The 24,236-nt window shown below is 60.7% G+C and carries 27 protein-coding genes; 20 read left to right on the top strand and 7 right to left on the bottom strand.

The features are described 5' to 3' along the window. The first annotated feature begins 150 nt into the window (after positions 1-150). The 3 genes from RIdsm_RS25885 (at position 151) to RIdsm_RS25875 (ending at position 2,281) form a co-directional block, all read left to right on the top strand. Positions 151-1,059, top strand: coding sequence for a D-amino acid aminotransferase (locus RIdsm_RS25885; protein WP_057812100.1), 909 nt, complete (start codon positions 151-153; stop codon positions 1,057-1,059). Further along, a complete protein-coding gene (locus tag RIdsm_RS25880) occupies positions 1,059-1,775 on the top strand; it encodes a sulfotransferase-like domain-containing protein (protein WP_057812101.1) in 717 nt (238 codons plus the stop codon). Before RIdsm_RS25885 ends, RIdsm_RS25880 begins: the two co-directional genes overlap by 1 nt. An 89-nt stretch (positions 1,776-1,864) precedes the next feature. Then, complete coding sequence (locus RIdsm_RS25875; protein WP_057812103.1) at positions 1,865-2,281, top strand: DUF7282 domain-containing protein; 417 nt, start codon at positions 1,865-1,867, stop codon at positions 2,279-2,281. A gap of 54 nt (positions 2,282-2,335) precedes the next feature. Here RIdsm_RS25875 and RIdsm_RS25870 read toward each other — a convergent pair whose 3' ends face one another. After that, positions 2,336-3,562, bottom strand: coding sequence for an argininosuccinate synthase (locus RIdsm_RS25870; protein ID WP_057813246.1), 1,227 nt, complete (start codon positions 3,560-3,562; stop codon positions 2,336-2,338). A 142-nt stretch (positions 3,563-3,704) separates the two neighbouring features. Here RIdsm_RS25870 and ilvA point away from each other — a divergent pair, with 142 nt between their 5' ends. Further along, positions 3,705-4,943 carry a threonine ammonia-lyase IlvA gene (ilvA, locus tag RIdsm_RS25865; protein WP_057812105.1) on the top strand — a complete coding sequence of 413 codons (1,239 nt, stop codon included), beginning with the start codon at positions 3,705-3,707 and terminating at the stop codon, positions 4,941-4,943. On the opposite strand, the gene RIdsm_RS25860 is transcribed toward ilvA, so the two are convergent. Next, the gene (locus RIdsm_RS25860) at positions 4,940-5,272 is read right to left on the bottom strand and encodes an Hpt domain-containing protein (RefSeq protein WP_057812107.1); all 333 of its coding nucleotides are present in this window, start codon (positions 5,270-5,272) and stop codon (positions 4,940-4,942) included. The genes ilvA and RIdsm_RS25860 overlap by 4 nt on opposite strands. Positions 5,273-5,436: 164 nt before the next feature. On the opposite strand from RIdsm_RS25860, the gene RIdsm_RS25855 reads away from it, so the two are divergent. After that, the gene (locus RIdsm_RS25855; protein ID WP_236553160.1) at positions 5,437-6,711 is read left to right on the top strand and encodes a PP2C family protein-serine/threonine phosphatase; all 1,275 of its coding nucleotides are present in this window, start codon (positions 5,437-5,439) and stop codon (positions 6,709-6,711) included. Here RIdsm_RS25855 and RIdsm_RS25850 read toward each other — a convergent pair. Next, complete coding sequence (locus RIdsm_RS25850) at positions 6,686-7,129, bottom strand: NUDIX domain-containing protein (RefSeq protein ID WP_057812111.1); 444 nt, start codon at positions 7,127-7,129, stop codon at positions 6,686-6,688. The genes RIdsm_RS25855 and RIdsm_RS25850 overlap by 26 nt on opposite strands. 76 nt (positions 7,130-7,205) lie before the next feature. On the opposite strand from RIdsm_RS25850, the gene hslO reads away from it, so the two are divergent. The 6 genes from hslO (at position 7,206) to RIdsm_RS25820 (ending at position 13,784) form a co-directional block, all read left to right on the top strand. Beyond that, complete coding sequence (hslO, locus tag RIdsm_RS25845) at positions 7,206-8,201, top strand: Hsp33 family molecular chaperone HslO (RefSeq protein WP_057812113.1); 996 nt, start codon at positions 7,206-7,208, stop codon at positions 8,199-8,201. Next, positions 8,191-8,793 (top strand): CoA pyrophosphatase, encoded by a 603-nt coding sequence (locus RIdsm_RS25840; protein ID WP_074939925.1) that lies wholly within the window; start codon positions 8,191-8,193, stop codon positions 8,791-8,793. Before hslO ends, RIdsm_RS25840 begins: the two co-directional genes overlap by 11 nt. Continuing rightward, entirely contained in the window at positions 8,790-9,944 is a 1,155-nt protein-coding gene (locus RIdsm_RS25835; protein ID WP_057812117.1) for a CCA tRNA nucleotidyltransferase, read from the top strand. Before RIdsm_RS25840 ends, RIdsm_RS25835 begins: the two co-directional genes overlap by 4 nt. Positions 9,945-10,115: 171 nt before the next feature. Then, positions 10,116-11,981 (top strand): ABC transporter ATP-binding protein, encoded by a 1,866-nt coding sequence (locus RIdsm_RS25830; RefSeq protein WP_057813248.1) that lies wholly within the window; start codon positions 10,116-10,118, stop codon positions 11,979-11,981. A gap of 3 nt (positions 11,982-11,984) precedes the next feature. Then, on the top strand, positions 11,985-13,208 hold the full coding sequence (locus RIdsm_RS25825) for a class I SAM-dependent RNA methyltransferase (RefSeq protein WP_057812119.1): 1,224 nt from the start codon (positions 11,985-11,987) through the stop codon (positions 13,206-13,208). A gap of 78 nt (positions 13,209-13,286) precedes the next feature. Beyond that, complete coding sequence (locus RIdsm_RS25820) at positions 13,287-13,784, top strand: L,D-transpeptidase family protein (RefSeq protein WP_057812121.1); 498 nt, start codon at positions 13,287-13,289, stop codon at positions 13,782-13,784. Positions 13,785-13,796: 12 nt separating this feature from the next. Here RIdsm_RS25820 and dalA read toward each other — a convergent pair whose 3' ends face one another. Beyond that, the gene (gene dalA / locus RIdsm_RS25815) at positions 13,797-14,339 is read right to left on the bottom strand and encodes a divisome-associated lipoprotein DalA (RefSeq protein WP_057812123.1); all 543 of its coding nucleotides are present in this window, start codon (positions 14,337-14,339) and stop codon (positions 13,797-13,799) included. Positions 14,340-14,508: 169 nt separating this feature from the next. On the opposite strand from dalA, the gene RIdsm_RS25810 reads away from it, so the two are divergent. Both RIdsm_RS25810 and RIdsm_RS25805 read left to right on the top strand, forming a co-directional pair. Further along, a complete protein-coding gene (locus RIdsm_RS25810; protein WP_057812125.1) occupies positions 14,509-15,111 on the top strand; it encodes a L,D-transpeptidase in 603 nt (200 codons plus the stop codon). A gap of 127 nt (positions 15,112-15,238) precedes the next feature. Continuing rightward, the gene (locus RIdsm_RS25805; RefSeq protein ID WP_057812127.1) at positions 15,239-15,814 is read left to right on the top strand and encodes a YdeI/OmpD-associated family protein; all 576 of its coding nucleotides are present in this window, start codon (positions 15,239-15,241) and stop codon (positions 15,812-15,814) included. A gap of 16 nt (positions 15,815-15,830) precedes the next feature. Here RIdsm_RS25805 and hemH read toward each other — a convergent pair whose 3' ends face one another. Both hemH and RIdsm_RS25795 read right to left on the bottom strand, forming a co-directional pair. Beyond that, positions 15,831-16,898 carry a ferrochelatase gene (gene hemH, locus RIdsm_RS25800; protein ID WP_057812129.1) on the bottom strand — a complete coding sequence of 356 codons (1,068 nt, stop codon included), beginning with the start codon at positions 16,896-16,898 and terminating at the stop codon, positions 15,831-15,833. Positions 16,899-16,952: 54 nt separating this feature from the next. Beyond that, positions 16,953-17,768, bottom strand: coding sequence for a methyltransferase domain-containing protein (locus tag RIdsm_RS25795; RefSeq protein WP_057812131.1), 816 nt, complete (start codon positions 17,766-17,768; stop codon positions 16,953-16,955). Between the two features lie 15 nt (positions 17,769-17,783). Here RIdsm_RS25795 and RIdsm_RS25790 point away from each other — a divergent pair, with 15 nt between their 5' ends. Genes RIdsm_RS25790 through RIdsm_RS25775 form a run of 4 tightly spaced genes read left to right on the top strand, consistent with a single transcriptional unit; the run spans position 17,784 to position 20,079 of the window. Beyond that, positions 17,784-18,515: a double zinc ribbon domain-containing protein gene (locus tag RIdsm_RS25790; RefSeq protein WP_057812133.1), complete on the top strand. Its 732-nt coding sequence runs from the start codon at positions 17,784-17,786 to the stop codon at positions 18,513-18,515. Positions 18,516-18,548: 33 nt separating this feature from the next. After that, a complete protein-coding gene (grxC, locus tag RIdsm_RS25785; protein ID WP_057812135.1) occupies positions 18,549-18,806 on the top strand; it encodes a glutaredoxin 3 in 258 nt (85 codons plus the stop codon). After that, entirely contained in the window at positions 18,803-19,636 is an 834-nt protein-coding gene (locus RIdsm_RS25780; RefSeq protein ID WP_057812137.1) for a carbon-nitrogen hydrolase family protein, read from the top strand. The genes grxC and RIdsm_RS25780 overlap by 4 nt, the downstream gene beginning before the upstream one ends. Beyond that, positions 19,633-20,079: a MarR family winged helix-turn-helix transcriptional regulator gene (locus RIdsm_RS25775; RefSeq protein ID WP_057812139.1), complete on the top strand. Its 447-nt coding sequence runs from the start codon at positions 19,633-19,635 to the stop codon at positions 20,077-20,079. Before RIdsm_RS25780 ends, RIdsm_RS25775 begins: the two co-directional genes overlap by 4 nt. Here RIdsm_RS25775 and ubiG read toward each other — a convergent pair whose 3' ends face one another. Further along, positions 20,080-20,826 carry a bifunctional 2-polyprenyl-6-hydroxyphenol methylase/3-demethylubiquinol 3-O-methyltransferase UbiG gene (gene ubiG / locus RIdsm_RS25770; RefSeq protein WP_057812141.1) on the bottom strand — a complete coding sequence of 249 codons (747 nt, stop codon included), beginning with the start codon at positions 20,824-20,826 and terminating at the stop codon, positions 20,080-20,082. It lies immediately after the preceding gene. Positions 20,827-20,875: 49 nt separating this feature from the next. Here ubiG and pip point away from each other — a divergent pair, with 49 nt between their 5' ends. The 3 genes from pip (at position 20,876) to RIdsm_RS25755 (ending at position 24,120) form a co-directional block, all read left to right on the top strand. Next, on the top strand, positions 20,876-21,847 hold the full coding sequence (gene pip, locus RIdsm_RS25765) for a prolyl aminopeptidase (protein ID WP_057812143.1): 972 nt from the start codon (positions 20,876-20,878) through the stop codon (positions 21,845-21,847). Positions 21,848-21,953: 106 nt separating this feature from the next. Next, positions 21,954-22,580, top strand: coding sequence for a CDGSH iron-sulfur domain-containing protein (locus tag RIdsm_RS25760; protein WP_057812146.1), 627 nt, complete (start codon positions 21,954-21,956; stop codon positions 22,578-22,580). 121 nt (positions 22,581-22,701) lie between these two features. Further along, positions 22,702-24,120, top strand: coding sequence for a pyridoxal phosphate-dependent decarboxylase family protein (locus RIdsm_RS25755; RefSeq protein WP_057812148.1), 1,419 nt, complete (start codon positions 22,702-22,704; stop codon positions 24,118-24,120). Positions 24,121-24,236: the final 116 nt, after the last annotated feature.

Raw genomic sequence — 24,236 nt, 5'->3', positions numbered from 1 at the left:
ACTGTGACAGTCTGCGCCGGTCTCACCAATATGCCGCGTGGTCAAGTCACGCAGTGGTGAGCCGAATTTACCCTTGGCACCGGATTCCGCCCTCAATAACGTGTCGCAACCTGGCGGCGCAGGGATCGCCTGTAACAATTCGGGGCCCAGATGACAGACCATCAAACCACCCACCAGGCCGAGGAAGATGCGCGGAACGAAAGCATTCGGATCTGGTTGAACGGAAAGATCGTGCCCAAGGCCGAGGCGCTGGTGAGCGTGTACGACAGCGGTTTCATGCTGGGCGACGGGGTTTGGGAGGGGCTGCGGCTCTACAACGGGACGTGGGCGTTTATCGACGAGCATCTTGATCGGTTGTTCGAAGCGGCCAAGGCGATAGATCTCGATATCGGCATGACCCGAGCCGAGGTGTTTCAAGCCGTATTAGAGACGCAACGAGCGAACGAAATGACGTCAGATGCCCATGCCCGCCTGATGGTGACGCGGGGCGTCAAAAGCCGGCCTTTCCAGCACCCCTCGCTGTCGAAACAGGGACCGACCGTGACGATCATCATGGAACATTCCAAGCCCCAGTTCGGGCGACCGATACGCCTTGCGACGGTCCCTCATATGCGTGGCCTGCCGATGACGCAGGACCCGAAACTCAATTCGCATTCCAAGCTCAACTGCATTCTTGCCTGCATCGCTGCCGAGAAAGCGGGTGCTGACGAGGGGCTGATGCTCGATGTGCATGGCTTCGTGAACACCACCAACGCCTGTAACTTCTTTATCGTTCGCAAGGGCGAGGTCTGGACCAGCACGGGCGACTATTGCATGAACGGCATCACCCGGCAGAAGGTGATAGATCTTTGTCGCGCGAACCAGATTCCGGTTTACGAACGCAACTACTCCCTCGTGGATACCTATGGCGCCGACGAGGCGTTCCTGACCGGCACCTTTGGTGCGCAAACGCCGGTGAGCGAGATCGATGGACGATTGATAGGGAATGACCAGCCTGGGCCCGTCACCAAGACGATTCAAGGGCTGTACAAGGCTCTGATTGAGCGGGAAACAGCCTGATGCGGATCGCGATGTGGTCTGGGCCGCGCAACCTGTCGACGGCGATGATGTACGCCTTCGGGGCGCGTGCTGACTTCGCCGTGGTGGATGAGCCTTTCTATTCCAGCTACCTGACGCAGACTGGCCTGGACCATCCGATGCGTGATGAGATCATCGCCTCGCAACCCTCTGACCCTAGGGATGTGATCGCGCAGCTCCTCGGCCCGATTCCCGGAGGGAAGCCTCATTTCTATCAAAAGCACATGACGCAGCACATGATCGCAGGGATTCCGCGAAATTGGATTGCGGCTATGACCAACGTTTTCCTTATTCGCCATCCGGCCCGGGTCGCAGCCAGCTTCTCGGCGAAATACGAGAACCCGACTCTCTCCGATATCGGGTTTATCCAGCAGCTCGATCTCTATGAACAACTGAAAGGTCAGGGGAAGAACCCCGTTGTTCTGGATTCTGCCGATATTCGGCGAGACCCGGAAGGGATGCTGCGCAAGCTCTGCAATGCCATCGGCCTCTCGTGGGATCCGTCAATGCTCTCATGGCCTGAAGGTGGGCACCCGGATGACGGCGTCTGGGCCCCGCATTGGTACAGTGCCGTGCATCGATCTACCGGCTTTGCCCCCGCAGAGGGCGACTTGCCCGATCTCACCGAAGAGCAGGCGGCCTTGGCCAAGGCGGCGATGCCCTATTACCAGCCTTTGAGCGAGGTAGCGCTCGCCTGATTAAGAGGATGAAACTTATTTCATCGGGAGTCGTGTCTGTACCCGAGCGCACACACAAAGCGCCGAATTCAACAGAATGGAGATTTCCGATGAAGACCCTGATGAGCCTTACCGCAGTCACCATCCTGGCCGCCGGCACCGCACTGGCGGACGACCACGGCATGAAGCCGATGGTCAAAGCGTCCGACCAAGACGTCTCGAACGGCGTTGTCAGTGCCGAAATGATCGCCGCGCCGAAAAATGGCTGGCTTGTCGTTCACCGCACCGATGCCGAGATGAAACCCGGCCCGGTCGTCGGCCATGCCCCGATCCGTGAAGGCGAAACGATGGACGTGGCCGCTATTCTGACAGAAGACGTGGCAGCCGGCGACATGCTGATGTTGATGGTTCACGCCGAAGACGGCGGTATGGAGACCGGTATCTTCGAATATACGCTGGGTGCCAAGGAAGATGGGCCGATCAAGCCCGATGGCGAACTGGTCATGACGGTGATCACCGCGCAGTAAACGTAACCATCCCGAAAGAGAGGGCGGTGGGAAATCCCGCCGCCCTTTCCTTTTTCAGCGTTTCAGGCGCCGGTCGCGCGCGGCCAGAAGCTTGAGCCGAAGTGCATTGAGCTGGATGAAACCGGCCGCATCTTTCTGATCGTAAGCGCCGGCATCTTCCTCGAAGGTTACGTGCGCCTCGGAATAAAGTGAATGATCCGACCAGCGGCCAACCACGTTGACCGACCCCTTGTACAGCTTCAACCGAACGGTGCCGGTCACATGTTCCTGGCTCCGGTCGATTGCGGCTTGCAGCATCTCACGCTCTGGGCTGTACCAGAAACCGTTATAGATCAGCTCGGCATAACGGGGCATCAGTTCGTCTTTCAGGTGCGCCGCGCCACGGTCGAGCGTGATCTGCTCGATTCCGCGATGTGCCTGCAACAGGATCGTGCCACCGGGTGTTTCATAGATCCCGCGTGATTTCATGCCCACGAAGCGGCCTTCGACAAGGTCGAGCCGGCCGATGCCGTGCTTGCCGCCCAGTTCGTTCAGCTTGGTCAGCAAGGCCGCAGGCGACAGCGTCTCGCCATTGATGCTGACGGCATCACCCTTCTCGAACCCGACCTCGATGAATTCGGCCTCGTTCGGGGCATCCTCTGGGTGGGTCGTGCGCTGGTAGACGTAATCTGGCGCCATTTCAGCGGGGTCTTCCAGCACCTTGCCTTCGGAGGAAGTGTGCAGAAGGTTCGCATCGACAGAGAACGGCGCCTCGCCGCGCTTGTCTTTGGCAATCGGAATCTGGTTCTGTTCGGCGAAGTCAATCAGCTTGGTGCGGCTGGTCAAATCCCAGATCCGCCAGGGCGCGATCACCTTGATCTCGGGATTCAACGCATAGGCTGCCAGTTCGAAGCGCACCTGGTCGTTGCCCTTGCCGGTCGCACCGTGGGCCACGGCGTCGGCGCCGGTTTCCTCGGCGATCTCGACCAGCCGCTTGGAAATCAGCGGACGCGCAATGGAGGTACCGAGCAGGTATAGCCCTTCATAAAGCGCGTTGGCGCGGAACATCGGGAAAACGAAGTCACGCACGAATTCCTCGCGGATATCCTCGATATAGATGTTCTCGGGCTTGATCCCCAGAAGCTCGGCTTTCTTCCGTGCCGGGTCGAGTTCTTCGCCCTGGCCGAGGTCGGCGGTAAAAGTCACGACCTCACAGCCATACTCGGTTTGCAGCCATTTAAGGATGATCGAGGTATCAAGCCCCCCGGAATAGGCCAGAACGACTTTCTTCGGCGCGGACATCATTTTCCCCTTTGCACGGTCTTGCGCGAGGCGATTATCGGCTTTTGCGGCGCTGAGCAAGCTGATCTGCATGATCGTATGCCCAAGTATTCTTTGCCCGGCCCCCTTGCCAGCGTGCGGGGATTGCGACAGTGAAACCGGCATGACCGATTTCCGCACCCTTGCCCGCTCCGCCGAAGCCGCCATGCGCGACGTGTTCGAACCGACGCCGTTGCAACGGAACGATCACCTCTCCGACCGCTACGATGCCGAGATACTTCTCAAGCGGGAAGACTTGACGCCAGTGCGGTCCTACAAACTTCGCGGGGCTTTCAACGCCATGCGGAAGGTGTTGGAGAGAAAACCGGACACCGCTTCATTCGTCTGCGCGAGCGCCGGCAACCATGCGCAGGGTGTGGCGTTCATGTGCCGGCATTTCGGGGTGAAAGGCATGGTTTTCATGCCCGTTACGACACCGCAGCAGAAAATCATGAAAACCAAGAGTTTTGGTGGCGAATTCGTGACCGTGGAACTCACCGGCGACTATTTCGATGACACGCTGTCAGCCGCCAAGGCCCACTGCGCCGAGGTCGGCGGGCACTTCCTCTCGCCGTTCGATGACGAGGACGTGATCGAAGGGCAGGCCTCGGTAGGTGTCGAGATTGAACGACAGCTTGGTGGCGCGCCTGACCTGATCGTCATGCCCGTCGGCGGCGGCGGTCTGTCGTCCGGAGTACGCAGCTATCTTGGCGCAAGCTGTGATTATGCGCTTGTCGAACCCGCGGGAGGCGCCTGCCTTGGCGCTGCGCTGCAGGCGGGGCACCCGGTTCGACTCAATCAGGTCGAAACCTTTGCGGATGGTGCCGCGGTGGCGCAGATCGGCGAAAAGACCTTTGCGCTATTGCGTGATCTCGATGTGGAACGCGCCATGACGGTGAGCGAGGATCGTCTTTGTACCACCATCCTGGAAATGCTGAACGTGGAGGGTATCGTGTTGGAGCCGGCCGGTGCCCTCGCCGTGGATGCGCTGAAAGACCTGAGGCATGAAATCCGAGGCAAGCGCGTGGTGTGTGTCACATCGGGGGGGAACTTCGACTTCGAGCGGTTGCCCGAGGTGCGTGAACGGGCGCTGCGGTCGTCCGGCATCAAGAAGTATTATATCCTTCGCATGCCGCAGCGGCCGGGCGCCCTCAGGGATTTCCTGAATATCCTCGGACCCAACGACGATATCTCGCGGTTCGAGTATCTGAAGAAGTCGGCGCGCAATTTCGGTTCGGTCCTGATCGGGATCGAGGCAAGCGATCCCGGAAACTTTGGCCAGATCGAGACCAAGATGGAAGCGGTGGGCTTTGCATTCCGCGACATCACCAATGATGAGGTGTTGGCCGAGTTTTTGATCTAGGCCGCGGCAAACCGGTGAAGCCCGCAGGTGAACTCGTGCTTGGAAATGTCATAGCAGGCTACAACCGCTTCTATGTCGATCCTGCCTTCATGGCCTTTCCCGGCAGCAGTTTCCCCGGATTGACAGAGTTCCGAAAAGGCCGCGAACCCGAGATTCATCGCGCTGCCCTTCAGGAAGTGAAACCGAGCCGCGAGAGTGCTGATGTTCGGACTGTCTCGTAATCGGGAGAGTTCGTCTTCCACTTCGAAAAGAAAAAGATCGACGACCTCGTCAAAGTTCTCGAGCCCGACTTCCTCGCGCAATTCAGCTACCCGGTTCCAATCGATCATCTAACTTTCCCGACTGCTTACATACGCCCGTGAGGCTATGCATCAGGTCTTAAGCAATTATTGACGCGCTCATTTCGATTCGAGGTAATTGCGACGTTTCACACACCGTTAAGCTACTGGCGCTAAGGCGATGTCCGGGGTGACAAAAGGCAATTTCGCGCGTGGTGCAGGAAACAGACCTCAAACCGAACCTGGTGCATCGAGCGAAGGCCGTTCGCAAGGTACTCGTCGTCGATGACAGCAAGTCGTTGCGAACGACATTGTCGCGGATGATGTTGACCGCGGGGTATGACGTGCGCGAAGCCAGCTCCGGTCATAAGGCTTTGCAGTTATGTCATGAGGACCCTCCCGATCTGGTGCTCAGCGACTGGATGATGCCTGGGTTGAGCGGGCTGGAATTCTGCGAGGAATTCCGAAAGATGCACCGTGACGGCTACGGTTACTTCATCCTCTTGACGTCGAAGAGCGACAAACAGGATATGGCACGGGGCTTTGACGCCGGGGCCGATGATTTTCTCACCAAGCCGGTAAACTCCGGTGAACTGCGGGCGCGGATCACGGCGGCGGAACGCGTCGTCCGGATGGAGCGGGAACTGACCGAGAAGAACCGGATGATCCGCACGACGCTCGACGAGCTTCAATCGATCCATGACTCCATCAATGGGGACCTGATCGAAGCCCGCCGGCTTCAGCAATCCCTGGTGCGCGACAGGCAACGCGATTTCGGCGGGGCAGAGGTCTCGCTGATGCTGCATTCCTGTGGTCATGTTGGCGGCGATCTCGTGGGCACGTTCCCGATCAACATGTCCGAGATCGGCATTTACGGGATAGATGTGTCAGGGCACGGGATAAGTTCTGCCCTGATGACGGCGCGACTGGCAGGATATCTTTCGGCTCACACGCCGGAGCAGAACATCGCGATAGTTGCCGGGCAGGGTGGTGATTTCCTTGCCCGCTGTCCTAGAGAAACGGTCGCGATCCTGAACGAATTGATCCTCGGGGAGATAGAAACCGAGCACTATTTCACCTTTTTGCTGGCCATTGCCAACATCGTCACCGGCGACATCACCTTCGTACAGGCGGGTCACCCGTCTCCGATCGTTCAACGGGCCAGCGGCGCGGTTGAGATCGTGGGCGATGGCGGCTTTCCGGTCGGCTTGCTGAACCGGGCCAGCTATCGGAGCGAGACGGTCCGCCTTGCTCCTGGTGACCGCTTTCTTATCCATTCCGACGGTATCACCGAAAGCCGCAGACCAGACGGCCGGATGCTGAGCGAGGTTGGCCTGTCCGCGGCAATGGAGGAGGCCAGAGACCTTCGCGGGCTGGTCTGCCTGGAAACTCTCGTTTGCCGAATGACGGACTTCACCGGAAGCACCCGGTTCGAGGACGATGTATCGGCCGTTCTTCTCGAATTCAGAGGTCGGTCAGGTATGTCCTGACGAAATGTCTGTCGCCCGAGTTACCAAGCGCTTCGGCAGCGAAGTCCGGGCTGGCCCAAATCGCGGTGTGCCCGGCTTCGGCCGGCGGGCCATGCGGGCGCACCGGCTGGGCAACGTAGATCAGGCAGAGTTTCTCGGCCCAAAGGTCGTATTCCGGCATGTAGACGAAACGCCGGAACGCCCCCAGCCGCCGAGGCGCGCCGATAATCCATCCGGTTTCTTCGAAGACTTCGCGATGCAGCGCCCGCAAAGGCGATTCGCCGGGGTCGATGCCGCCGCCCGGCAATTGCAGCTCGGGCTCGGGCTCCTCTTGGTGGGTCAGCAGCAGCTGTCCCTGCCTTGGGAGGATGGCGTAGGCCCCCATCCGGTGCGAATAGGCAATGTCACGACGTGGCGTCGGGCCGAATCTGGGGATCATGCACCCTCTCTTGGATCATCACTGGCGGTTCATATATAGTCGCGGTATGCCAATTTCTGCGGCTTAAGGGAACTCCATGACACTTGGACAAAAAATCGCGTGGGACGATACGATCCTGCCGTTCCAGCTTGACGCTTCCGATATGCGCGGCCGCCTTGCGCGTCTCGATGGCGTGCTCGACGGGATTCTTCGTCAGCACGACTATCCGCCGGCGGTCGAGGCACTGGTGGCGGAAATGGCCTTGCTGACCGCTCTGATCGGTCAGACCATCAAGTTGCGCTGGAAGCTCTCGCTTCAGGTCCAGACAGATGGACCGGTTCGGATGATCGCTACGGATTACTACGCACCGCAGGACGAGGGAGAGGTGGCCCGCATCAGGGCCTATGCCAGCTTCGATCGCGATCGGGTAACCGACGAGAGACCGTTCGACCAGCTCGGCAAAGGCTACTTTTCCGTGGTCATCGACCAGGGTCCCGGCTCGGACCCTTACCAGGGGATTACGCCGATTGCCGGCGGCAGCCTGAGCGCCTGCGCCGAGGCATACTTTGCACAGTCCGAGCAATTACCGACCCGCTTTGCCTTGAGTTTCGGCAAATCGACGGAGCGCGGAGAAGCGGAACACTGGCGTGCCGGTGGCATCATGGTTCAGCACATGCCCAAGGCCTCGCCCGGCATCTCCGGCGGCGGCACTGGTGAGGATGGTTTGCTGACGGCCGAGGATGTGGTCGGCGAGGATGGCGAAGAGAACTGGAACCGGGTGAACATCCTGCTCGATACGGTCGAGGCGTTGGAACTGATCGGACCGTCGGTCGCGCCGGCCGATCTGCTGGTGCGCCTGTTTCACGAGGAAGCCCCGCGCGCCTACGAGTTTCAACCGGTTCGTTTTGGCTGCACCTGCTCGGAAGACCGCGTGCGGCAAAGCCTCTCGATCTACTCGGCTCGTGATATCGAGACGATGACAACCGAGGAAGGGGTCGTCACCGCAGACTGCCAATTCTGCGGCTCCCATTATCGGCTTGACCCAGCGACCCTGGGTTTCGACGCGTCTGAACCGCCAGATAATGACCAGTGATGCCGCAAGCCGTTTGCGCGCGGCCATTGACCGGGCGCGGGCACCTTCGTCAGATTACGACCTGAACCCGGACACGGTTTTGCCGGAAGGGCGCAAGCTGCGCCCGGCCGGGGTTCTCGTGGCGGTTCTGCCCCAGGGAGAGGAGGCGCGTCTCTTTCTGACGAAACGATCTTCCGCCCTGAAGCATCATCCTGGTCAGATCGCTTTTCCTGGCGGCAAGCAGGATCCGGGCGACGCTGACATCACCGCCGCCGCATTGCGGGAAGCACACGAGGAAATCGGCCTCGCTCCCGGCAATGTCGAGGTTCTGGGCCTCATGCCGGCCCATGAAACCGTTACCGGGTTTCACGTGACGCCTGTCATTGCGCTTGTAAAAGAACCATTCGACCCGGTAGCGGAGGTGGGAGAGGTCGAAGAGGTGTTCGACGTTCCTCTCGACCATGTACTGACCCCGTCCAACTTCAGCGTGCAATCCCGGCGCTGGCGCGGGAGCCGGCGGCACTATTTCACGGTGCCATTCGGCCCCTATTACATCTGGGGAGCGACAGCGCGCATCCTTCGGTCGTTGGCTGACGCACTGGAAGACCAATGAAGGTTCGTGGCGAATGGCTTTACCAGGCCCCCACTCAATCGGTGTGCCGGTTGTTGGAAGAGGCTGGTTTCCAGGCGTTGTTCGTCGGCGGTTGTGTCCGTGACGACCTGCTAGGTGTGCCCGTGCGGGATATCGATATCGCCACGGATGCCCTGCCGGATACGGTTGTCGATCTGGCAGAGGTCGCGGGCCTGAAGGCGGTGCCCACCGGCATAGAGCATGGTACAGTTACCGTCGTGGCGGGTGGCCTGCCGCACGAAGTGACGACGTTCCGAAAAGACGTGGAAACCGATGGCCGCCGCGCCACCGTCGCGTTCTCGACCGATGTGGTCGAAGATGCACGGCGCCGCGATTTTACCATGAATGCTATCTATGCGCGATCCGATGGAGACTTGATTGATCCGCTCAACGGTCTGCCAGATCTGAAGGCGGGGCTTATCAGATTTATCGACGACGCAGAGCAACGCATCCGAGAGGACTACCTGCGCATCCTGCGGTTTTTTCGCTTTCACGCTTGGTATGGCAGGGGTGGCCTCGACCCGGATGGCCTTGCGGCCTGCGCTGCGCTTTCCGACGGGATCGAAAGCCTTTCGAAAGAGCGTATCGGAGCCGAGTTCCTGAAACTTCTCACGGCACCCGAGCCTGCTGAAACGATTGCTTCGATGCGCAACTCCGGCGTTTTGAGGCATGTCCTTCCCGGAGCGGATGACGGCTTGATCGGTCCGCTCGTTCATCTTGAGGGGGCACACCGCGTGCCGGCCGATCCGTTGCGCAGGCTGGCGGCATTGGGAGGCGAAAACCAAACCGAAAATCTTCGCCTGAGCCGCGCTCAGGCAAAGCAGTTGTCGCAAATTCTGGAAGGTATGGGACGTATTGCCGACCCCGGCGAGCTTGGCTATCGCATGGGCGAAAGGACTGCAGTCGATGTCCTTCTGCTGAAGGCGGCGGTAGAGAACCGGCATGTGTCTCAGCAAGAGTTTGACGCTGTCGCAACGGGATCTGTCGCCGAGTTTCCAGTGTCTGCCTCCGATCTCATGCCGGCTTTTCAGGGCCCGGCTTTGGGCGACAAACTTGCCGAGTTGGAACGGGAATGGCTTGCCTCGGGCTTCACGCTTCGCCGCGAGGACCTGCTCGGGACTGGCTTGTCATAGAGACTTCAATTGACAATCTGATCAAACTTGGGCCATCTTCACGGGACTGACGAAGGAGGGATGCAAATGTATCGCGGGATCTGGCTGAGCTAAGCCCATAATCCGCTCTATGTGATACCGAACGCGGTGGCAGCCGCGTTGCTTTTGCGCCCCCTCATCAGGATGCCGTTCATGTTCAAGTTTTTCGAGAATCTCGTCGATCCGTATTGTGAGTATACGGAAACAGACACACCTCCGACGCGGCTCTGGCCCTTCATGCGCGACTACATGCGGCCGTTTCGCCGGGTGTTCTGGGTGACGGCCATCTTCTCGGTTCTCGTGGCGACGATCGAACTCTGGCTGATCTACTACATGGGCCAACTGGTCGATCGGCTTTCGGGAGAGCCGGAAGCCGTCTGGCAGCAATACGGGCTTGAGCTGATCGTGGTCGCCCTGTTCATCCTGATTTTGCGACCTCTGGTTCAGGCGATCGACGTGCTGTTGCTCAACAACACGATCATCCCGAATTTCGGTACGTTGATCCGTTGGCGCTCGCACAAGCACGTGCTGCGGCAGTCAGTCGGCTGGTTCGAGAACGATTTCGCGGGCCGCATCGCCAACCGCATCATGCAAACCCCGCCAGCAGCAGGCGAAGCGGTTTTTCAGGTGTTCGACGCCATCACCTTTGCATTGGCCTATGTGGTCGGCGCGGCATTGATGCTGTCGGATGCCGATCCGCGCCTTGCGATCCCGATGGTCATCTGGCTGGTACTCTACGGCATCCTCGTTCGTTGGGTCATGCAGCGCGTGGGGCCGGCGTCGAAGGCGGCGTCTGATGCGAGGTCGCAGGTGACAGGCCGCGTGGTTGATGCCTACACCAACATCCACTCGGTCAAGCTCTTTGCGCACCATCAGCGCGAGCTGGAGTATGCCAAGGAAGCCATCGAGAACACCCGCACCACCTTCCGTGCTGAAATGCGGATCTACACCATCATGGACGTGGCTCTTGTGATCCTGAACGGTCTGCTGATCGTGGGCGTTGTGGGCTGGGCCATGCTGCTCTGGATGCAAGGCGGCGCGACCGTCGGTGCGGTTGCGGCGGCGACAGCGCTGACCTTGCGGCTCAATGCGATGACCGGCTGGATTATGTGGGCGCTGACCACCTTCTTCCGGCAGCTCGGCGTGGTCGCAGAAGGCATGGAAACGATCGCCCAACCCATCGACCTTGTTGACGATCCGGAGGCCAAGCCGCTGAAGATGACCGAGGGCCGCGTCGAGATCCAGGGCGTTTCGCATCATTACGGTCGCGGCGCGGGCGGGCTCGACCGAGTGTCTCTGACGATCGAACCGGGCGAAAAGATTGGCCTGATCGGCCGCTCGGGTGCCGGGAAATCGACCCTCGTAAAGCTGCTTTTGAGGTTCTACGACGCGGAAGACGGCCGTATCCTGATCGATGGGCAGGACATAACCCGCGTTCAGCAGGATAGCCTGCGCGACCATGTCGGCATGGTACAGCAGGACAGCGCATTGCTGCACCGTTCGGTGCGCGACAACATCCTTTACGGCAAGCCCGACGCAAGCGAGGAAGAGATGCTGGATGCCGCCCGCAAGGCCGAGGCGCACGATTTCATCCTCGACCTGCAGGACCCGCAAGGGCGCACAGGCTACGACGCCCATGTTGGCGAGCGGGGCGTAAAGCTCTCGGGCGGGCAAAGGCAGCGGATCACGCTGGCACGGGTCATCCTGAAAGACGCACCCATCCTGTTGCTGGACGAAGCGACCAGCGCCCTCGACAGTGAAGTGGAAGCTGCGATCCAACAGACGCTCTACGGGATGATGGAAGGCAAAACAGTGATCGCCATCGCACACCGCCTGTCGACCATCGCCCAGATGGATCGCATTATCGTGCTGGAACAGGGTCGCATATTCGAAGAAGGGACCCATTCCGAGCTTTTGGCAAAAGGCGGTCTTTATGCCCGCTTCTGGCAACGTCAATCGGGTGGCTTCCTCAATGCTGATATAGATGGCGATACTGACAGCGAGACCGCGGCGGAGTAGCGATTGACGGAATACACGATCAGACGGCTGGGCCACCTTGGTGACGGGGTTGCCGATGGCCCGGTTTTCGTGGCCGGGGCATTGCCGGGTGAAGTGGTGACCGGCACAGCCGAGGGCGAGCGGCTGAGGGACATTCGCATCGTAAAACCGTCGTCAGACCGCGTGTCACCACCCTGCCGTCATTTCAAATCCTGTGGCGGTTGCCAGATGCAGCATATGGCCGACGTGGCCCTGGCGGACTGGAAGACAGATATCGTCAGAACCGCTTTGCAGGCGCAGGGGCTCGACACTGAATTCCTTCCGATCCACACCTCGCCGCCCAACACCCGGCGTCGGGCCACTTTCGCAGCGCGGCGCACCAAGAAAGGGGCTATGGCGGGCTTTTACGGAAGGCAATCCGACGCGATCATCGAAATTCCAGATTGCCACTTGCTGCATCCCCGCTTGATGGCAGCGCTTCCCTTGGCAGAAGCGCTGGCCGTGGCCGGAGCCAGCCGCAAGACACCACTGCGCGTGGCGGCGACCTTGGCTGAACCGGGGCTCGACATCGCCGTAACCGAAGGCAAGCCGCTCGACGGACCCCTGCGGATGGCACTTGCCGAACTATGCCAGACACATGACCTTGCAAGGCTTAGCTGGGATGGCGAGACAATCGCCACGCGCCTGCCGCCCGAGCAGCGATTTGACGGTATCCCGGTCACCCCGCCGGCCGGCGCCTTCATGCAGGCGACGAAGGATGGTGAAGAGGCGCTACGGACCGATGTTCTCGACATCGTCAAGGGCGCCACCTCCGTTATCGACCTGTTCGCTGGCTGCGGTACGTTCGCTCTGCCTGTTGCGCGCAAGGCTGCGGTCCACGCGGTCGAGGGCGACCGGGCGATGACGAGCGCGCTCGATACTGCTTGGCGCCATGCCCAGGGTCTGAAGAAAGTCACGTCTGAAACCCGCGACCTCTTCCGTCAACCGCTCCAGGCCGACGAGCTTTCCGGTTTCGGCGCCGCTATTATCGATCCGCCTCGTGCCGGCGCAGAAGCCCAGATCGCGCAGATCGCCCAATCGGACATCCCAGTGGTCGCCCATGTCTCGTGCAACCCGGTCACCTTTGCACGGGATGCTGCCACTCTGGTGCGACATGGCTACAAGTTGACCCACCTGCGCGTGATCGATCAGTTCCGTTGGTCTGTGCATGTCGAGCTTGTTGCGGAATTCCGGCGCGACGCCTCGTAAGGTCGCGTATTTTCCTTGGCTCAACCCCGCGAGTTTCTGTAAAATGCGCGCACCAGGGCAAGGAAATCGAGATAGGCCATGAAGGCGATAAAACTGATTACCGTTATCCTGCTGGCAATTGGGCTGGCAGGCTGCGGATCGAAGTTCAAGAAATACAATGGGCCGGAGGTCACGCAAGTCATCGTGCAGAAGGATGAGCGGCGCCTGTTCCTCATGCATCACAACAAGGTGCTGAAAACGTATCCGGTCGAGCTCGGCTTTGCTCCGCAAGGGCACAAGCAGTTCGAAGGTGACGGCAAGACGCCGGAAGGCTTCTACTACATCGACCGGCGCAACCCGAACAGCAAGTTCCACCTTTCGATCGGACTCTCCTACCCCAATCCGAGCGACCGGGCTTTTGCCGCTGCCAACAAGAAGTCACCCGGTGGCGACATCTTCATCCACGGGCGGCCGAACGGCAATCCGCGCGACAATCGCAAGGATTGGACAGAGGGCTGCATCTCGCTGAAGAACCGCCACATGGAGTGGGTCTACGCGATGGTCAACAACGGGACGCCGATCGTCGTTACGCCGTAATTGGCGCCGATATCAGGAAGAGGGATCGGCCGCGCGCCCGCTGCGGCCGGTTACCATGGTCCACCAGATCTTGCCGTTGGTTTCCTGTTCCCAAGCGAACCCCATTTCGGTGGCTTCCTTAGACAAGATGATCCGACGGGTGTTTTCGTCCTGCATCCAGGCCGCCAGTGTTTCCAGCTCGTCCTCGTAGGTTTCCGAGATGTTCTCGCCGACGACTGTTCCGTCATAGCCAACGCGGCGTGCACGGTCGATCGGCGAAGATCCGTCAGACCCGAAATGCCACGGGCGGTTCTGCAGCGACATATCGCGCGAATGGGTGGCCGCAGCCGCGTTGAGACGCGAGTCGAGTGTCAGCGGCGCGGCGCCGGATGCCTGGCGCAACGAATTGACCGAATCGAGCATGCGGTACTGGATCGTCGAGGTCTCATTGGGGCGGATGCGATGAATCCGGGTCGATGAACTTCCGTCGGTCCCCGCAGGCGGGCCTGTCATCGTGTTGCTGCATGCCGAAAGCACCAAAAGTGCCGAAAACAGAAGTCCGATGATACGCGCCATGTAGCCCAGCCACCTCTAGAGTCGATTTTCATCCGTTTAGCCCGCGGCTCGCGGTAGTTCAAACACACTTGGGCGCCGCTTTGCCGCTGATCGCGTGTTTGAATTGCGACTGAGGCATTCGCGCACTATGATCCCGCCCGAAAAGAGCCGGGATTCACGGAGCGAAGCAATGGCGAAAAAATTCCCTGGTCGCGTTAGCAGACGCGCTTTTGTGGCAGGTACGGCAGCGGCGATTGGCGCTCCTGCTCTGGCGCAGGATATCAACGGGTCTTCCACCGTCGAGATGGAAAACGACATCTCCGAGACAACGCGTCGCAACATCTCGAGCTTCCGGGCGCTACACTGGCAGCCCTATTTTTCGAACCTGAACAACGGTGCGGTTCTCGTCGATACGCGCTCGCGGGCGCTGCATTTCTGGTCGGAGGATCAGTCGGTTTACAAGCTGTACCCGACCAGCGTTCCAATGACAGAAGAACTTACCCGTCGCGGCCGGACGAGCATTGTTCGCAAGGTTGTCGGCCCGGAATGGCGCCCGACACCCTCCATGCTGGAACGTAACCCTGACTGGCCGAGCTATGTGGGGCCCGGGCCGGACAACCCGCTCGGCACTCACGCGCTTTACCTGAGCTGGACCTACTATCGCATCCACGGCACGCACGACACCCGGAAGATCGGACGGCGTTCTTCGAACGGGTGCATCGGGCTTTACAACGAGCATATCCAGGAGCTCTTCGGGCTGACCAATGTCGGGACGCAGGTCCTCCTGATCTGACGCGAAAGCAGGCGGTCTCGATCGATGGGGCGGCGCGTTGCGCTGCCCCTTTCCGTATCTGGTGAACCTTGCGGCAAAATCACGCACCTTCTAGTCTCGTGCCGATTTCTCTGACGGATGCGCCGACATGCGACTCGATCCCTGGTTTCGGAAAGCCGAGCGATTCCCTGATGAACTGACCCGTTTGCGGGAGATCCTGCTCAGCTTTCCTCTGAAGGAGGAACTGAAATGGCGACAGCCGTGCTACACCTATGACGGCGGGAATGTCGTGGTCCTGCACGAGATGAAAGACTATTGCGGGCTCGGGTTCATGAGGGGAGCGCTTGTCGATGATCCTCACGGAGTGCTTGTTGCGCCCGGCAAGAATTCCCAGGCCGCGCGCCAGATGAGGTTTCGCAGCATCGCCGAGATCGACGATCAGGAAGAGGTCGTTCGCGCGATCATCGAGAGCGCCATCGCGGTCCACAAGTCCGGTCAGAAGGTCGACTTCAAGGCAAAGCGGGAAATGGTCTATCCCGATGAACTGAAAGACAAGATGGCGGAAGATGGAGCCTTCAAGGCCGCCTTCGAAGCGCTCACACCGGGGCGTCAGCGGGGCTACATCCTACACATCTCAGATGCGAAACAATCAAAGACCCGAATGGCACGGATCGAAAAACACTACGTCCGGATCATGGATGGACTGGGCATGAACGACAGGTAAGGCCCGCAACTATTCCTCAGCCTTCGACCCAGCCCTTCAGGTTTTCACCGATCACTTCGCTCAGCGCCTCGATATGGGCATCGTCGTCGTTGAGGCAGGGAATGTAGGTAAACTCCTCGCCCCCCGCTTCTTCGAAACTTTCCCGGATTTCCTCGTTGATCTCTTCCAGTGTCTCGATGCAGTCGGCCGAAAATGCCGGTGCAATGACCGCGATCCGTTTCTTTCCCTCTTCGCTGGCCAGCCGAGCGACTTCTTCCACGGTGTAGGGCCGGAGCCATTCCTCGGGGCCGAAGACAGACTGGAAAGTTGTGGTGATCTGCGTCTCGTCCCACCCCAGCCGTTCCCGCAATAGGCGCGTCGTTTTCTGGCACTGGCAATGGTACGGGTCGCCCTGCATGAGGTAGCGTTTGGGCATCCCGTGATACGACACGACGAGAATCTCGGGTTTTGCCTCGACGCCGCCATAGGCCCGTTCAACGGACTTAGCGAGTGCCTCGATGTAGAGAGGATGCTCGAAATACGGCTCGACCACGCGCGCGGTGGGTTGCCACGTTTCCTCCATCAAGGCGCGGAAGAACTGGTCGTTCGCCGTTGCGGACGTTGCCCCTGCATAATGGGGATAGAGCGGAAAAAAGAGGATGCGGGTACACCCGGCCTCGGTCAGGGCGCGCACTTTCGATTTGGTCGACGGGTTGCCGTAACGCATGCAGAAATCGACCATGACCTGATCGCCGTAACGATCGGCAAGCGACTTTGACAGCTTGGTCGTCTGATCGCGCGTGATGGTCATCAGGGGGCTTTCGCCCTTTTCTTCGTTCCAGATCGACTTGTAGGCCTCGCCGCTGGTGAAAGGCCGCTTCGACAGAATGATCAGCTGCAGAAGCGGCTGCCACTTCCACGGGCTGTAATCGATCACCCGGCGGTCTGACAGGAATTCGTTCAGATAGCGGCGCATCGGCCAATAGCTGTAGTGATCCGGCGTGCCGAGATTGGCCAGCAGGACACCGGTTTTCGCCTTGGTGATCGCGGGGTGGTCAGCCGGGGCGTTTTCGGGCCGGGCTGCGGGGCGGCTGGCGTCTGGCATGGGTCACTGTCTCTCTTCTTGTCAGCCGTGGAGATAACGGGTTCAGCCGTGCCGTCAATCTTTCAGCTTGCTTTCCTCGGTGCCGAGCGCGTCGGCCAGCCTTCGCGAGGCCGACCCCGGGCGAAGCGGCTGCTGCTGGCTCTCGTCGGGCGCCCAGCCGGTCAGCACGATCAATTCGAAGGTCGCCGGCACACGACCGTCTTCGCCACCGAAATTCTCTACGTAGATCTCGCTGGCCCGTGCAAACAGTGCCTTTGCGCTTGTTGACCGTCGCCGCGCGTGAAGGGCATTGCCTTCCCCCATGAAGCGCAACTCCTGCATCAGGTGCAGCGGCGTCGCATAGCTCGCCGTCAACCGCACGCTGTCTGCCACTGGAAGGGCATAACCGGCTCGTTGCAGCAAAGCACCCAGATCGCGGATCTCGGCCATCGGGGCCACCCGCGGAGACAGACCGCCGAAAAGGTCTGACTCAGCCTGCGCCAATGCCGTGCGAAGTTCATGCAGGGTCTCGCCCCCGAGCATGACGCCCAGGAAAAGCCCATCAGGCCGAAGCGCTCGCCGCGCCTGGATCAGTTGGCCAACAGGGTCGTCTGCCCAATGCAGGCACATGGCGTGAAGCACCAGGTCGTGGGAGCCCTGCGCGAGCGGCAAGACCTCCGTGTCATCAACGATGCGGGCTTCGGGCAAAAAATTGTCCCAATAAGCGGCGAATCCGCGTATGAGGGCTGGATTGTGAAAGGATTTATTAACCAATGCCAGCCGATCTTCGATTTCACCGCGAGCCGCATCATGCAGGAAAGTGACCGGCGAGGTCGTCGCGCGGGCACGGTTGCGGATCAGGGCCGCACGATCGGTAAGCGGGGTGGTCATGGCTCAGAAGGTAAGATGACGTCTGTTTCTTTTCAAACAGCCTTACAGCTGATTTATCCGCCCCGCTGTATCCTGTGCGGGACACAAGTGGAAAGCGAATTCGGCCTGTGTGGCCCGTGCTGGAGGGACACGCCCTTCATCTCCGGTTTGTCCTGTCATTTGTGCGGCATACCCCTTCCCGGAGAAGAGGAAGGCGACAAGGTTACCTGCGACGATTGTCTCAGGATCGCTCGACCGTGGAGCGAGGGTCGCGCCGCCATGCTCTATCACGAGAATGGGCGCAAGCTGGTTCTGGCGCTCAAGCACGGCGACCGGCATGAAATCGTGCGGCCCGCAACCCTTTGGCTGGCCAAGGCAGCACGGCCCCTCCTTACACCGGATACCCTGATAGCCCCCGTCCCCCTGCATTGGACGAGGATGCTTCGCCGACGCTACAACCAGTCGGCCCTGCTGACCAATGCACTGGCCCGCCAGCTGGAGGTCGATCATTGCCCGGACTTCTTGCAGCGCAACATCCGCACCCTTCCGCTTGAGGGGCAGGGTTTCGACGAGCGGTTCCGCACGCTCTCGGGCACGATTTCGGTGAAGCCGTCGCGCACCGATCTTGCACAGGGGCGAACGATCCTCCTGGTCGATGATGTCATGACCTCTGGCGCGACTATGGCCGCGGCCACAATGGCCTGTTACGCTGCGGGCGCAGAGGATGTGCGCATTCTGGTACTGGCGCGCGTGGCCAAGCACACCTAAGTTCTCCTGAAATGCAAATGTCAGGAAATCGTCATGAAACCGGTTGAAATCTATACCTCGCCGCTCTGCGGCTTCTGTCACGCCGCCAAACGGCTGCTTACCGAGAAAGGCGTCAGCTTTTCGGAGATCGATGTGTTGGCGAACCCCAAGCGCAAGGCCGAGATGATAGAACGGGCCAGCGGCGGCCGCACCGTCCCGCAGATATTTGTCGGTGATACGCATGTCGGCGGCTGCGACGAGCTTTACGCGCTAGACCGCGCCGGGAAGCTGGATCCGCTGCTGGCCGCATGAAGGCGGCGCTTCTTCAGTTGACCAGCGGGGATGATCCCGCCGCAAACATCTCCGACGTCGGCGCGCGGTTTGACGAGGCGGTGCGCCTCGGCGCAGGGTTCATCCTGACGCCCGAGGTTACGAATTGCCTTTCGACCAGCCGGACCCGGCAGAAAGAGGTGCTCAGGCCTGAGGCCGAGGATGAGACCCTTGCCGCGCTGCGCGAAAAGGCAAAGACGGCCCGGGTCTGGTGTCTGATCGGGTCCATCGCCCTGAAAACCGACGATGCGGATGGCCGTTTCGCCAATCGGTCATTTCTGATCGCACCCGACGGATCGATTGCAGCGCGGTACGACAAGATCCACATGTTCAATGTGCAGGTTTCGGAAACCGAGGTCTACCGCGAATCCGACGGCTATCGGCCGGGGGAAACCGCGGTCATGGCCGAGACCCCGTTTGGCACGATCGGGCTGACCGTATGCTACGACATCCGTTTTCCCCACCTCTACCGACAACTGGCCCAAGAAGGCGCCCAGATCCTGACAGTGCCGTCCGCGTTTTCGGCGGTCACTGGCGCCGCGCATTGGGAAACCCTTCTGCGCGCCCGGGCCATTGAAACGGGGTCCTACGTCCTTGCTCCGGCACAGACCGGCACTCACCCGGCCACGCGCGGCAAACAACGCCAAACCTATGGGCATTCCATGGCAATCGGCCCATGGGGTGACATTCTGGCGGATGCCGGGGAAGAGCCGGGTGTGATATGCATTGATCTGGATATGAAAGACGTGGAAGAAGCGAGGCGCCGCATCCCTTCCCTGCGGCAGGCCAATCGGTTCGACGACCCTGAATGACAGAAAAACCCGGCAACCCCCTTGCGGTGACGCTCTTCAGCGAAATCCTGACCAATGAACAGCTCATCCGGAACAAGTTGAGCCGGGTGCTGCCGAAGGGCATGGAAATCTCGCATTTTTCCGTTTTGAATCACCTTGCCCGTATCGGTGGCGAAAGAAGCCCTGCGCAATTGGCCACGTCGTTCCACGTGACAAGGGGCGCGATGACCAACACCCTGGGTAAACTGGAATGGGCCGGTTACGTGCATATCCGCCCCGACTGGGACGATGCCCGCCGCAAGATGGTGACAATCAGCCCCGCCGGCCGGCAAGCGCGCGATGCGGCGATTTCAGCTATTTCCCCGCTGATTTCCGAGCTGGTCGATGAACTTGGCGAGGACAAGGTGCGGGCCACCCTGCCGGTTCTCCGCGAACTGCGGACGAAGATGGAGTCGGGTAGCTGATCAGGCGGGTTTCAGGCTGGCGGTAACGTAGTTCACGCTCAGATCCCGATCTGACAATGACCATGACCAGGTCACCGGGTTGAACACGAACCCCTTGCGATCGACCGGTGAGAGGCCGGCCTGTTCAATCAGTTTATAAAGCTCGTCGGGCGTGATGAATTTCGACCATTCGTGCGTGCCCTTGGGCAGCCAGCGCATCACGTACTCGGCCCCGACAATGGCCATCGCGAAGCTTTTCGGATTGCGGTTGATGGTGGAGCAGATGTGAATGCCGCCAGGTTTCAGAAGCTGCTGACAGGCCGTGAGATAGGCCAGCGGATCGGATACATGCTCGACCACTTCCATGTTCAGCACCGCGTCGAACTGCTCGCCAGCGCCGGCCAGCGCTTCGGCTGTCGTGTGGCGGTAATCGATGGAAAGTCCCGACTGCTCGGCATGAATCTGTGCCACCGGGATGTTGCGCTCGGCGGCGTCGGCGCCGACAACCTCGGCCCCAAGTCGCGCCATCGGCTCGCTCAAAAGCCCGCCGCCGCAGCCGATGTCGAGGATTCGCAGGCCTTCGAAGGGTGACGTCGCGTTCAGGTCGCGGTCGAATTCCGCCGCGATCTGGCTAGTGATATAGTCAAGCCTGCAAGGGTTGAGCATGTGCAGTGGTTTGAATTTTCCGTTCGGATCCCACCATTCTGCGGCCATTGCCTCGAATTTTGCGACTTCACCGGCGTCAATCGTGGTCTGAGCGGCTTGCATTCTGCTCTCCATATGCTCTTTTGGTCACGCCCTCGTATATAGGACGGTCATGGATAAATTCTCAGGCCAAAAGAGCGCAGTCCAGTATTTGTACCCGCCAGTCGAGCCGTTCGACCGGCGGATGATGGATGTGGGCGACGGGCACACGATTTATGTGGAGCAGTCGGGCAACCCCGAGGGGAAGCCTGTGGTGGTGCTGCATGGCGGGCCCGGGGGTGGGTGCAGCCCGGCGATGCGGCGGTATTTCGATCCGAAGGTGTTTCGGATCGTGCTGTTCGATCAGCGCGGTTGTGGCCGGTCGAAGCCTCATGCCAGCGTGGAGGCAAACACGACGTGGCATCTGGTTGATGACATTGAAAAAATCCGCGGGGCGCTGGGCATCGAGCGGTGGATCGTCTTCGGCGGAAGTTGGGGCGCGACGCTGGCGCTGATCTATGCGCAAGCGCATCCGGATCGGGCGGTGCACCTTGTTTTAAGGGGGGTGTTCACCATGACCCAGGCCGAGCTGGACTGGTTCTATGGGGGTGGTGCCGGGCGTTTCTGGCCGGAAACATGGGAACAGTTTCAACGGCTTATACCCGAGGATGAGCGGGGGGATATGATCGCCGCGTACCATCGGAGGCTGTTTTCGGGGGACCGGGCCGAAGAGGCGAGATACGGCAAGGCCTGGGCGTCATGGGAGAATGCGCTGGCAACCGTCGGGTCGAGCGGTGTGGGTGGGGAGAGCCCGCCGGATTATGCGCGGGCCTTTGCGCGGCTGGAGAACCACTATTTCACCAATGCCGGCTTCCTGGAGACCGACGGGCAAATATTTGATAACATTCCCAAAATATCGCACATCCCCGGCACGATCGTGCAGGGCAGATACGACATGATCTGCCCGCCGGAATCGGCGTTCAGGCTGGCGAGAGACTGGGAAAAAGCCGATCTGAGGATGATTCCGCTGGCCGGGCATGCGTTGTCGGAGCCGGGGATCAGCGCCGAGCTGGTGCGCGTGATGCAGGCGCTGGGACGCGACTGACCCCCCGATTTTCCAACGTCGGTATAACGTCGGTATTTTGTCGGTATTACGTCGGTGGGCGGAACCGATGCGCGACCTACCTTCTTGTTGCAACAGGAGGTACATCATGTCGGACAAACCAGCCATCGAAGCGCGCGAGAACGGGCCCTTCGTCGCCAAGCACATTCGCAATATGAAAGGCCCCGACGGGGAAGACATCGAGGTGAAGGCCACGATGGCCCTGTGTCGTTGCGGCCATTCCGGGAACAAGCCGTTCTGTGACGGCAGCCACGAGAAGGTCGGTTTCAAGAGCGACAGCGGTGAGCCGTCGGGCAAGGACAAGATTCTGACCTATGAGGGCGAAGAGGTGACTGTGACCTTCAACCCGCGCATCTGTGCCCATGCGGCCGAGTGCGGGCGTCTGGCCGGGCATGTGTTCGACCCCGAGCAGAAACCATGGATTCAGCCGGACAAGGGCACGCGGGCCGAGGTGGAAGAGGTTGTCGCCGCATGCCCCTCGGGCGCGCTGGCGCTGAAGCGTGCGGATGGCGGGCGCGAGCATCGACTGACGGAACGGTGCGACATTACCATCGAGAAGGACGGGCCCTATTGGGTGCAGGACGTGACCTCGCCGGCAGGTGCGCAGGCGGAGGGCATGTCGTCGAAGAAATACGTGTTGTGCCGGTGCGGCATGTCGGGGAACAAGCCCTATTGCGACGGGACGCATCACGACGAAGGGTGGACGGCGGAGTAACGCCACTGGCGCGGGAGACGACTGCCCGGCCCGCGCTATTGCGACCTCAGGCCTTCCGTTGCAGGCTGTCGGCCTAGGAAGCCCGGCCGCGTCTGGCGGGGCAAGAGACGTGAGCGCCCCCATGACCAAGCCCGGATACCGCATCGATCCCGCCGACCCGGAGGCTTTTCGGCGCGCGTTTCACGAGCTGGCGGATGCCTGTCTCGAACGGGTGGAGCAGGCACGGGATCTGCCGTGGATACCGAAGCCGGACGATATTGCCGAGACGGTCGCGCTGGGCCCCGATGAGCCGGGGCTGAGCGAGGCGGAGGTTTTCGCGATCATGCGCGGCGAGGTGATGCCCTATGCGACGGGCAACACGCATCCGCGGTTCTTCGGCTGGGTGCATGGCACGGGCCAGCCGATGGGCGTGGCGGCCGAGATGGTGGCGGCGACGATGAACGCCAATCTCGGCGGGCGCGATCATGGGGCGATGGCGGTGGAACAGGCCGTGATCGACTGGTCGCGCCGACAGGCTGGGTTGCCGGAGGGGGCGTCGGGCGTGCTGACCACCGGCACAAGCCAGGCGACCATTCTGGCGATGAGCGCGGCGAGGATGAAGCTGTTCGGCGATGCCGTTCGGAAGGATGGAATCGCCGGATTGGGCCGGATCAGAGTCTATGCGGCGCAGGGCGCGCATTCCTGTTTCGAGAAGGCGATGGAAGTGATGGGGCATGGCAGCGGGGCCGTGCGGCACATTCCGCTGGGCCCCGATGGCGCCATGGATATGGAGGCGCTGGAGGCGGCGATTGCCGAGGATCGTGCCGACCGGATCGTGCCGATGGCCGTGGTGGGCACGGCCGGGTCTGTGAATACCGGAAACTTCGACAGGCTGGATGCGATTGCCGGGCTGTGCCGCCGTGAAGGGTTGTGGTTTCACGTGGACGGCGCGTTCGGGTTCTGGGCGGTTCTGGCCGAGGACCCCTGGTGTGATCTGGTCAAGGGGGTGGACCGGGCCGACAGCATTGCCGCCGATTTCCACAAGTGGATCGGGGTCCCTTATGATTGCGGCATGGTGCTGATGCGCGACGGCGATCTGCACCGGAGGACGTTTTCGACCCGGCCCGCTTATCTGGAAGGGCAGGTTGCGGGGCTTGGCGGGGGCGAGACGTGGTTCACGGATTACGGGCTGGAGTTGAGCCGGGGGTTCCGGGCGCTGAAGGTCTGGGCCGGGATCAAGGCGGCGGGGGTGCCGGCGCTTTCTGCGACAATCAGCGACAATTGCCGGCAGGCGGCGCTGATGGCGGAGCTGGTGGAGGCGTCGGAGGTGTTGGAGATGGCGCAGCCGGTTCAGGCGAACGTGTGCTGTTTCCATGTAACGCAGGGCGACCCGTCGGCGATTGCCACCGCGCTGCAGCTTTCAGGCGAGGCGGTGTTTTCGACCACGACACTGAACGGGCGGTCGTGTCTTCGGGCGGCGATCGTCAATCATCGGACGACGGAAGATGACGTCAGGCTGGCCGTGGCGGCGGTGGAACGGGAGGCGCGTGCGGCGGGATAAGACCATTCTTTGACCAAGCCCCTTGCAGACTCACCCCGGTGGGCGTATATCCCCCATCAACAGCGGCGCCGCCGGGTCCAAACCGGAGGCTCCACCGGATAGCTACGACGGGCCGC

The organism is Roseovarius indicus (assembly GCF_008728195.1).
In the GTDB taxonomy this organism is placed as follows: domain Bacteria; phylum Pseudomonadota; class Alphaproteobacteria; order Rhodobacterales; family Rhodobacteraceae; genus Roseovarius; species Roseovarius indicus.
The sequence above is the reverse complement of the archived record's forward strand: the minus strand, read 5'-3'. Positions and strand labels throughout refer to the sequence as shown.

Excerpts from the sequence above, each read along its gene's own strand:
- ubiG (WP_057812141.1), bottom strand. The coding sequence starts at position 20,826 with ATGCAAGCCGCTCAGACCACGATTGACGCCGGTGAAGTCGCAAAATTC.
- RIdsm_RS25755 (WP_057812148.1), top strand. The coding sequence starts at position 22,702 with ATGACCAAGCCCGGATACCGCATCGATCCCGCCGACCCGGAGGCTTTT.
- hemH (WP_057812129.1), bottom strand. The coding sequence starts at position 16,898 with ATGCCAGACGCCAGCCGCCCCGCAGCCCGGCCCGAAAACGCCCCGGCT.
- ilvA (WP_057812105.1), top strand. The coding sequence starts at position 3,705 with ATGACCGATTTCCGCACCCTTGCCCGCTCCGCCGAAGCCGCCATGCGC.
- grxC (WP_057812135.1), top strand. The coding sequence starts at position 18,549 with ATGAAACCGGTTGAAATCTATACCTCGCCGCTCTGCGGCTTCTGTCAC.
- RIdsm_RS25885 (WP_057812100.1), top strand. The coding sequence starts at position 151 with ATGACAGACCATCAAACCACCCACCAGGCCGAGGAAGATGCGCGGAAC.
- RIdsm_RS25810 (WP_057812125.1), top strand. The coding sequence starts at position 14,509 with ATGGCGAAAAAATTCCCTGGTCGCGTTAGCAGACGCGCTTTTGTGGCA.
- RIdsm_RS25795 (WP_057812131.1), bottom strand. The coding sequence starts at position 17,768 with ATGACCACCCCGCTTACCGATCGTGCGGCCCTGATCCGCAACCGTGCC.
- RIdsm_RS25780 (WP_057812137.1), top strand. The coding sequence starts at position 18,803 with ATGAAGGCGGCGCTTCTTCAGTTGACCAGCGGGGATGATCCCGCCGCA.
- RIdsm_RS25760 (WP_057812146.1), top strand. The coding sequence starts at position 21,954 with ATGTCGGACAAACCAGCCATCGAAGCGCGCGAGAACGGGCCCTTCGTC.
- RIdsm_RS25820 (WP_057812121.1), top strand. The coding sequence starts at position 13,287 with ATGAAGGCGATAAAACTGATTACCGTTATCCTGCTGGCAATTGGGCTG.
- RIdsm_RS25860 (WP_057812107.1), bottom strand. The coding sequence starts at position 5,272 with ATGATCGATTGGAACCGGGTAGCTGAATTGCGCGAGGAAGTCGGGCTC.
- RIdsm_RS25805 (WP_057812127.1), top strand. The coding sequence starts at position 15,239 with ATGCGACTCGATCCCTGGTTTCGGAAAGCCGAGCGATTCCCTGATGAA.
- dalA (WP_057812123.1), bottom strand. The coding sequence starts at position 14,339 with ATGGCGCGTATCATCGGACTTCTGTTTTCGGCACTTTTGGTGCTTTCG.
- RIdsm_RS25840 (WP_074939925.1), top strand. The coding sequence starts at position 8,191 with ATGACCAGTGATGCCGCAAGCCGTTTGCGCGCGGCCATTGACCGGGCG.
- RIdsm_RS25790 (WP_057812133.1), top strand. The coding sequence starts at position 17,784 with ATGACGTCTGTTTCTTTTCAAACAGCCTTACAGCTGATTTATCCGCCC.
- pip (WP_057812143.1), top strand. The coding sequence starts at position 20,876 with ATGGATAAATTCTCAGGCCAAAAGAGCGCAGTCCAGTATTTGTACCCG.
- RIdsm_RS25875 (WP_057812103.1), top strand. The coding sequence starts at position 1,865 with ATGAAGACCCTGATGAGCCTTACCGCAGTCACCATCCTGGCCGCCGGC.
- RIdsm_RS25880 (WP_057812101.1), top strand. The coding sequence starts at position 1,059 with ATGCGGATCGCGATGTGGTCTGGGCCGCGCAACCTGTCGACGGCGATG.
- RIdsm_RS25830 (WP_057813248.1), top strand. The coding sequence starts at position 10,116 with ATGTTCAAGTTTTTCGAGAATCTCGTCGATCCGTATTGTGAGTATACG.
- RIdsm_RS25870 (WP_057813246.1), bottom strand. The coding sequence starts at position 3,562 with ATGTCCGCGCCGAAGAAAGTCGTTCTGGCCTATTCCGGGGGGCTTGAT.
- RIdsm_RS25850 (WP_057812111.1), bottom strand. The coding sequence starts at position 7,129 with ATGATCCCCAGATTCGGCCCGACGCCACGTCGTGACATTGCCTATTCG.
- RIdsm_RS25775 (WP_057812139.1), top strand. The coding sequence starts at position 19,633 with ATGACAGAAAAACCCGGCAACCCCCTTGCGGTGACGCTCTTCAGCGAA.
- hslO (WP_057812113.1), top strand. The coding sequence starts at position 7,206 with ATGACACTTGGACAAAAAATCGCGTGGGACGATACGATCCTGCCGTTC.
- RIdsm_RS25835 (WP_057812117.1), top strand. The coding sequence starts at position 8,790 with ATGAAGGTTCGTGGCGAATGGCTTTACCAGGCCCCCACTCAATCGGTG.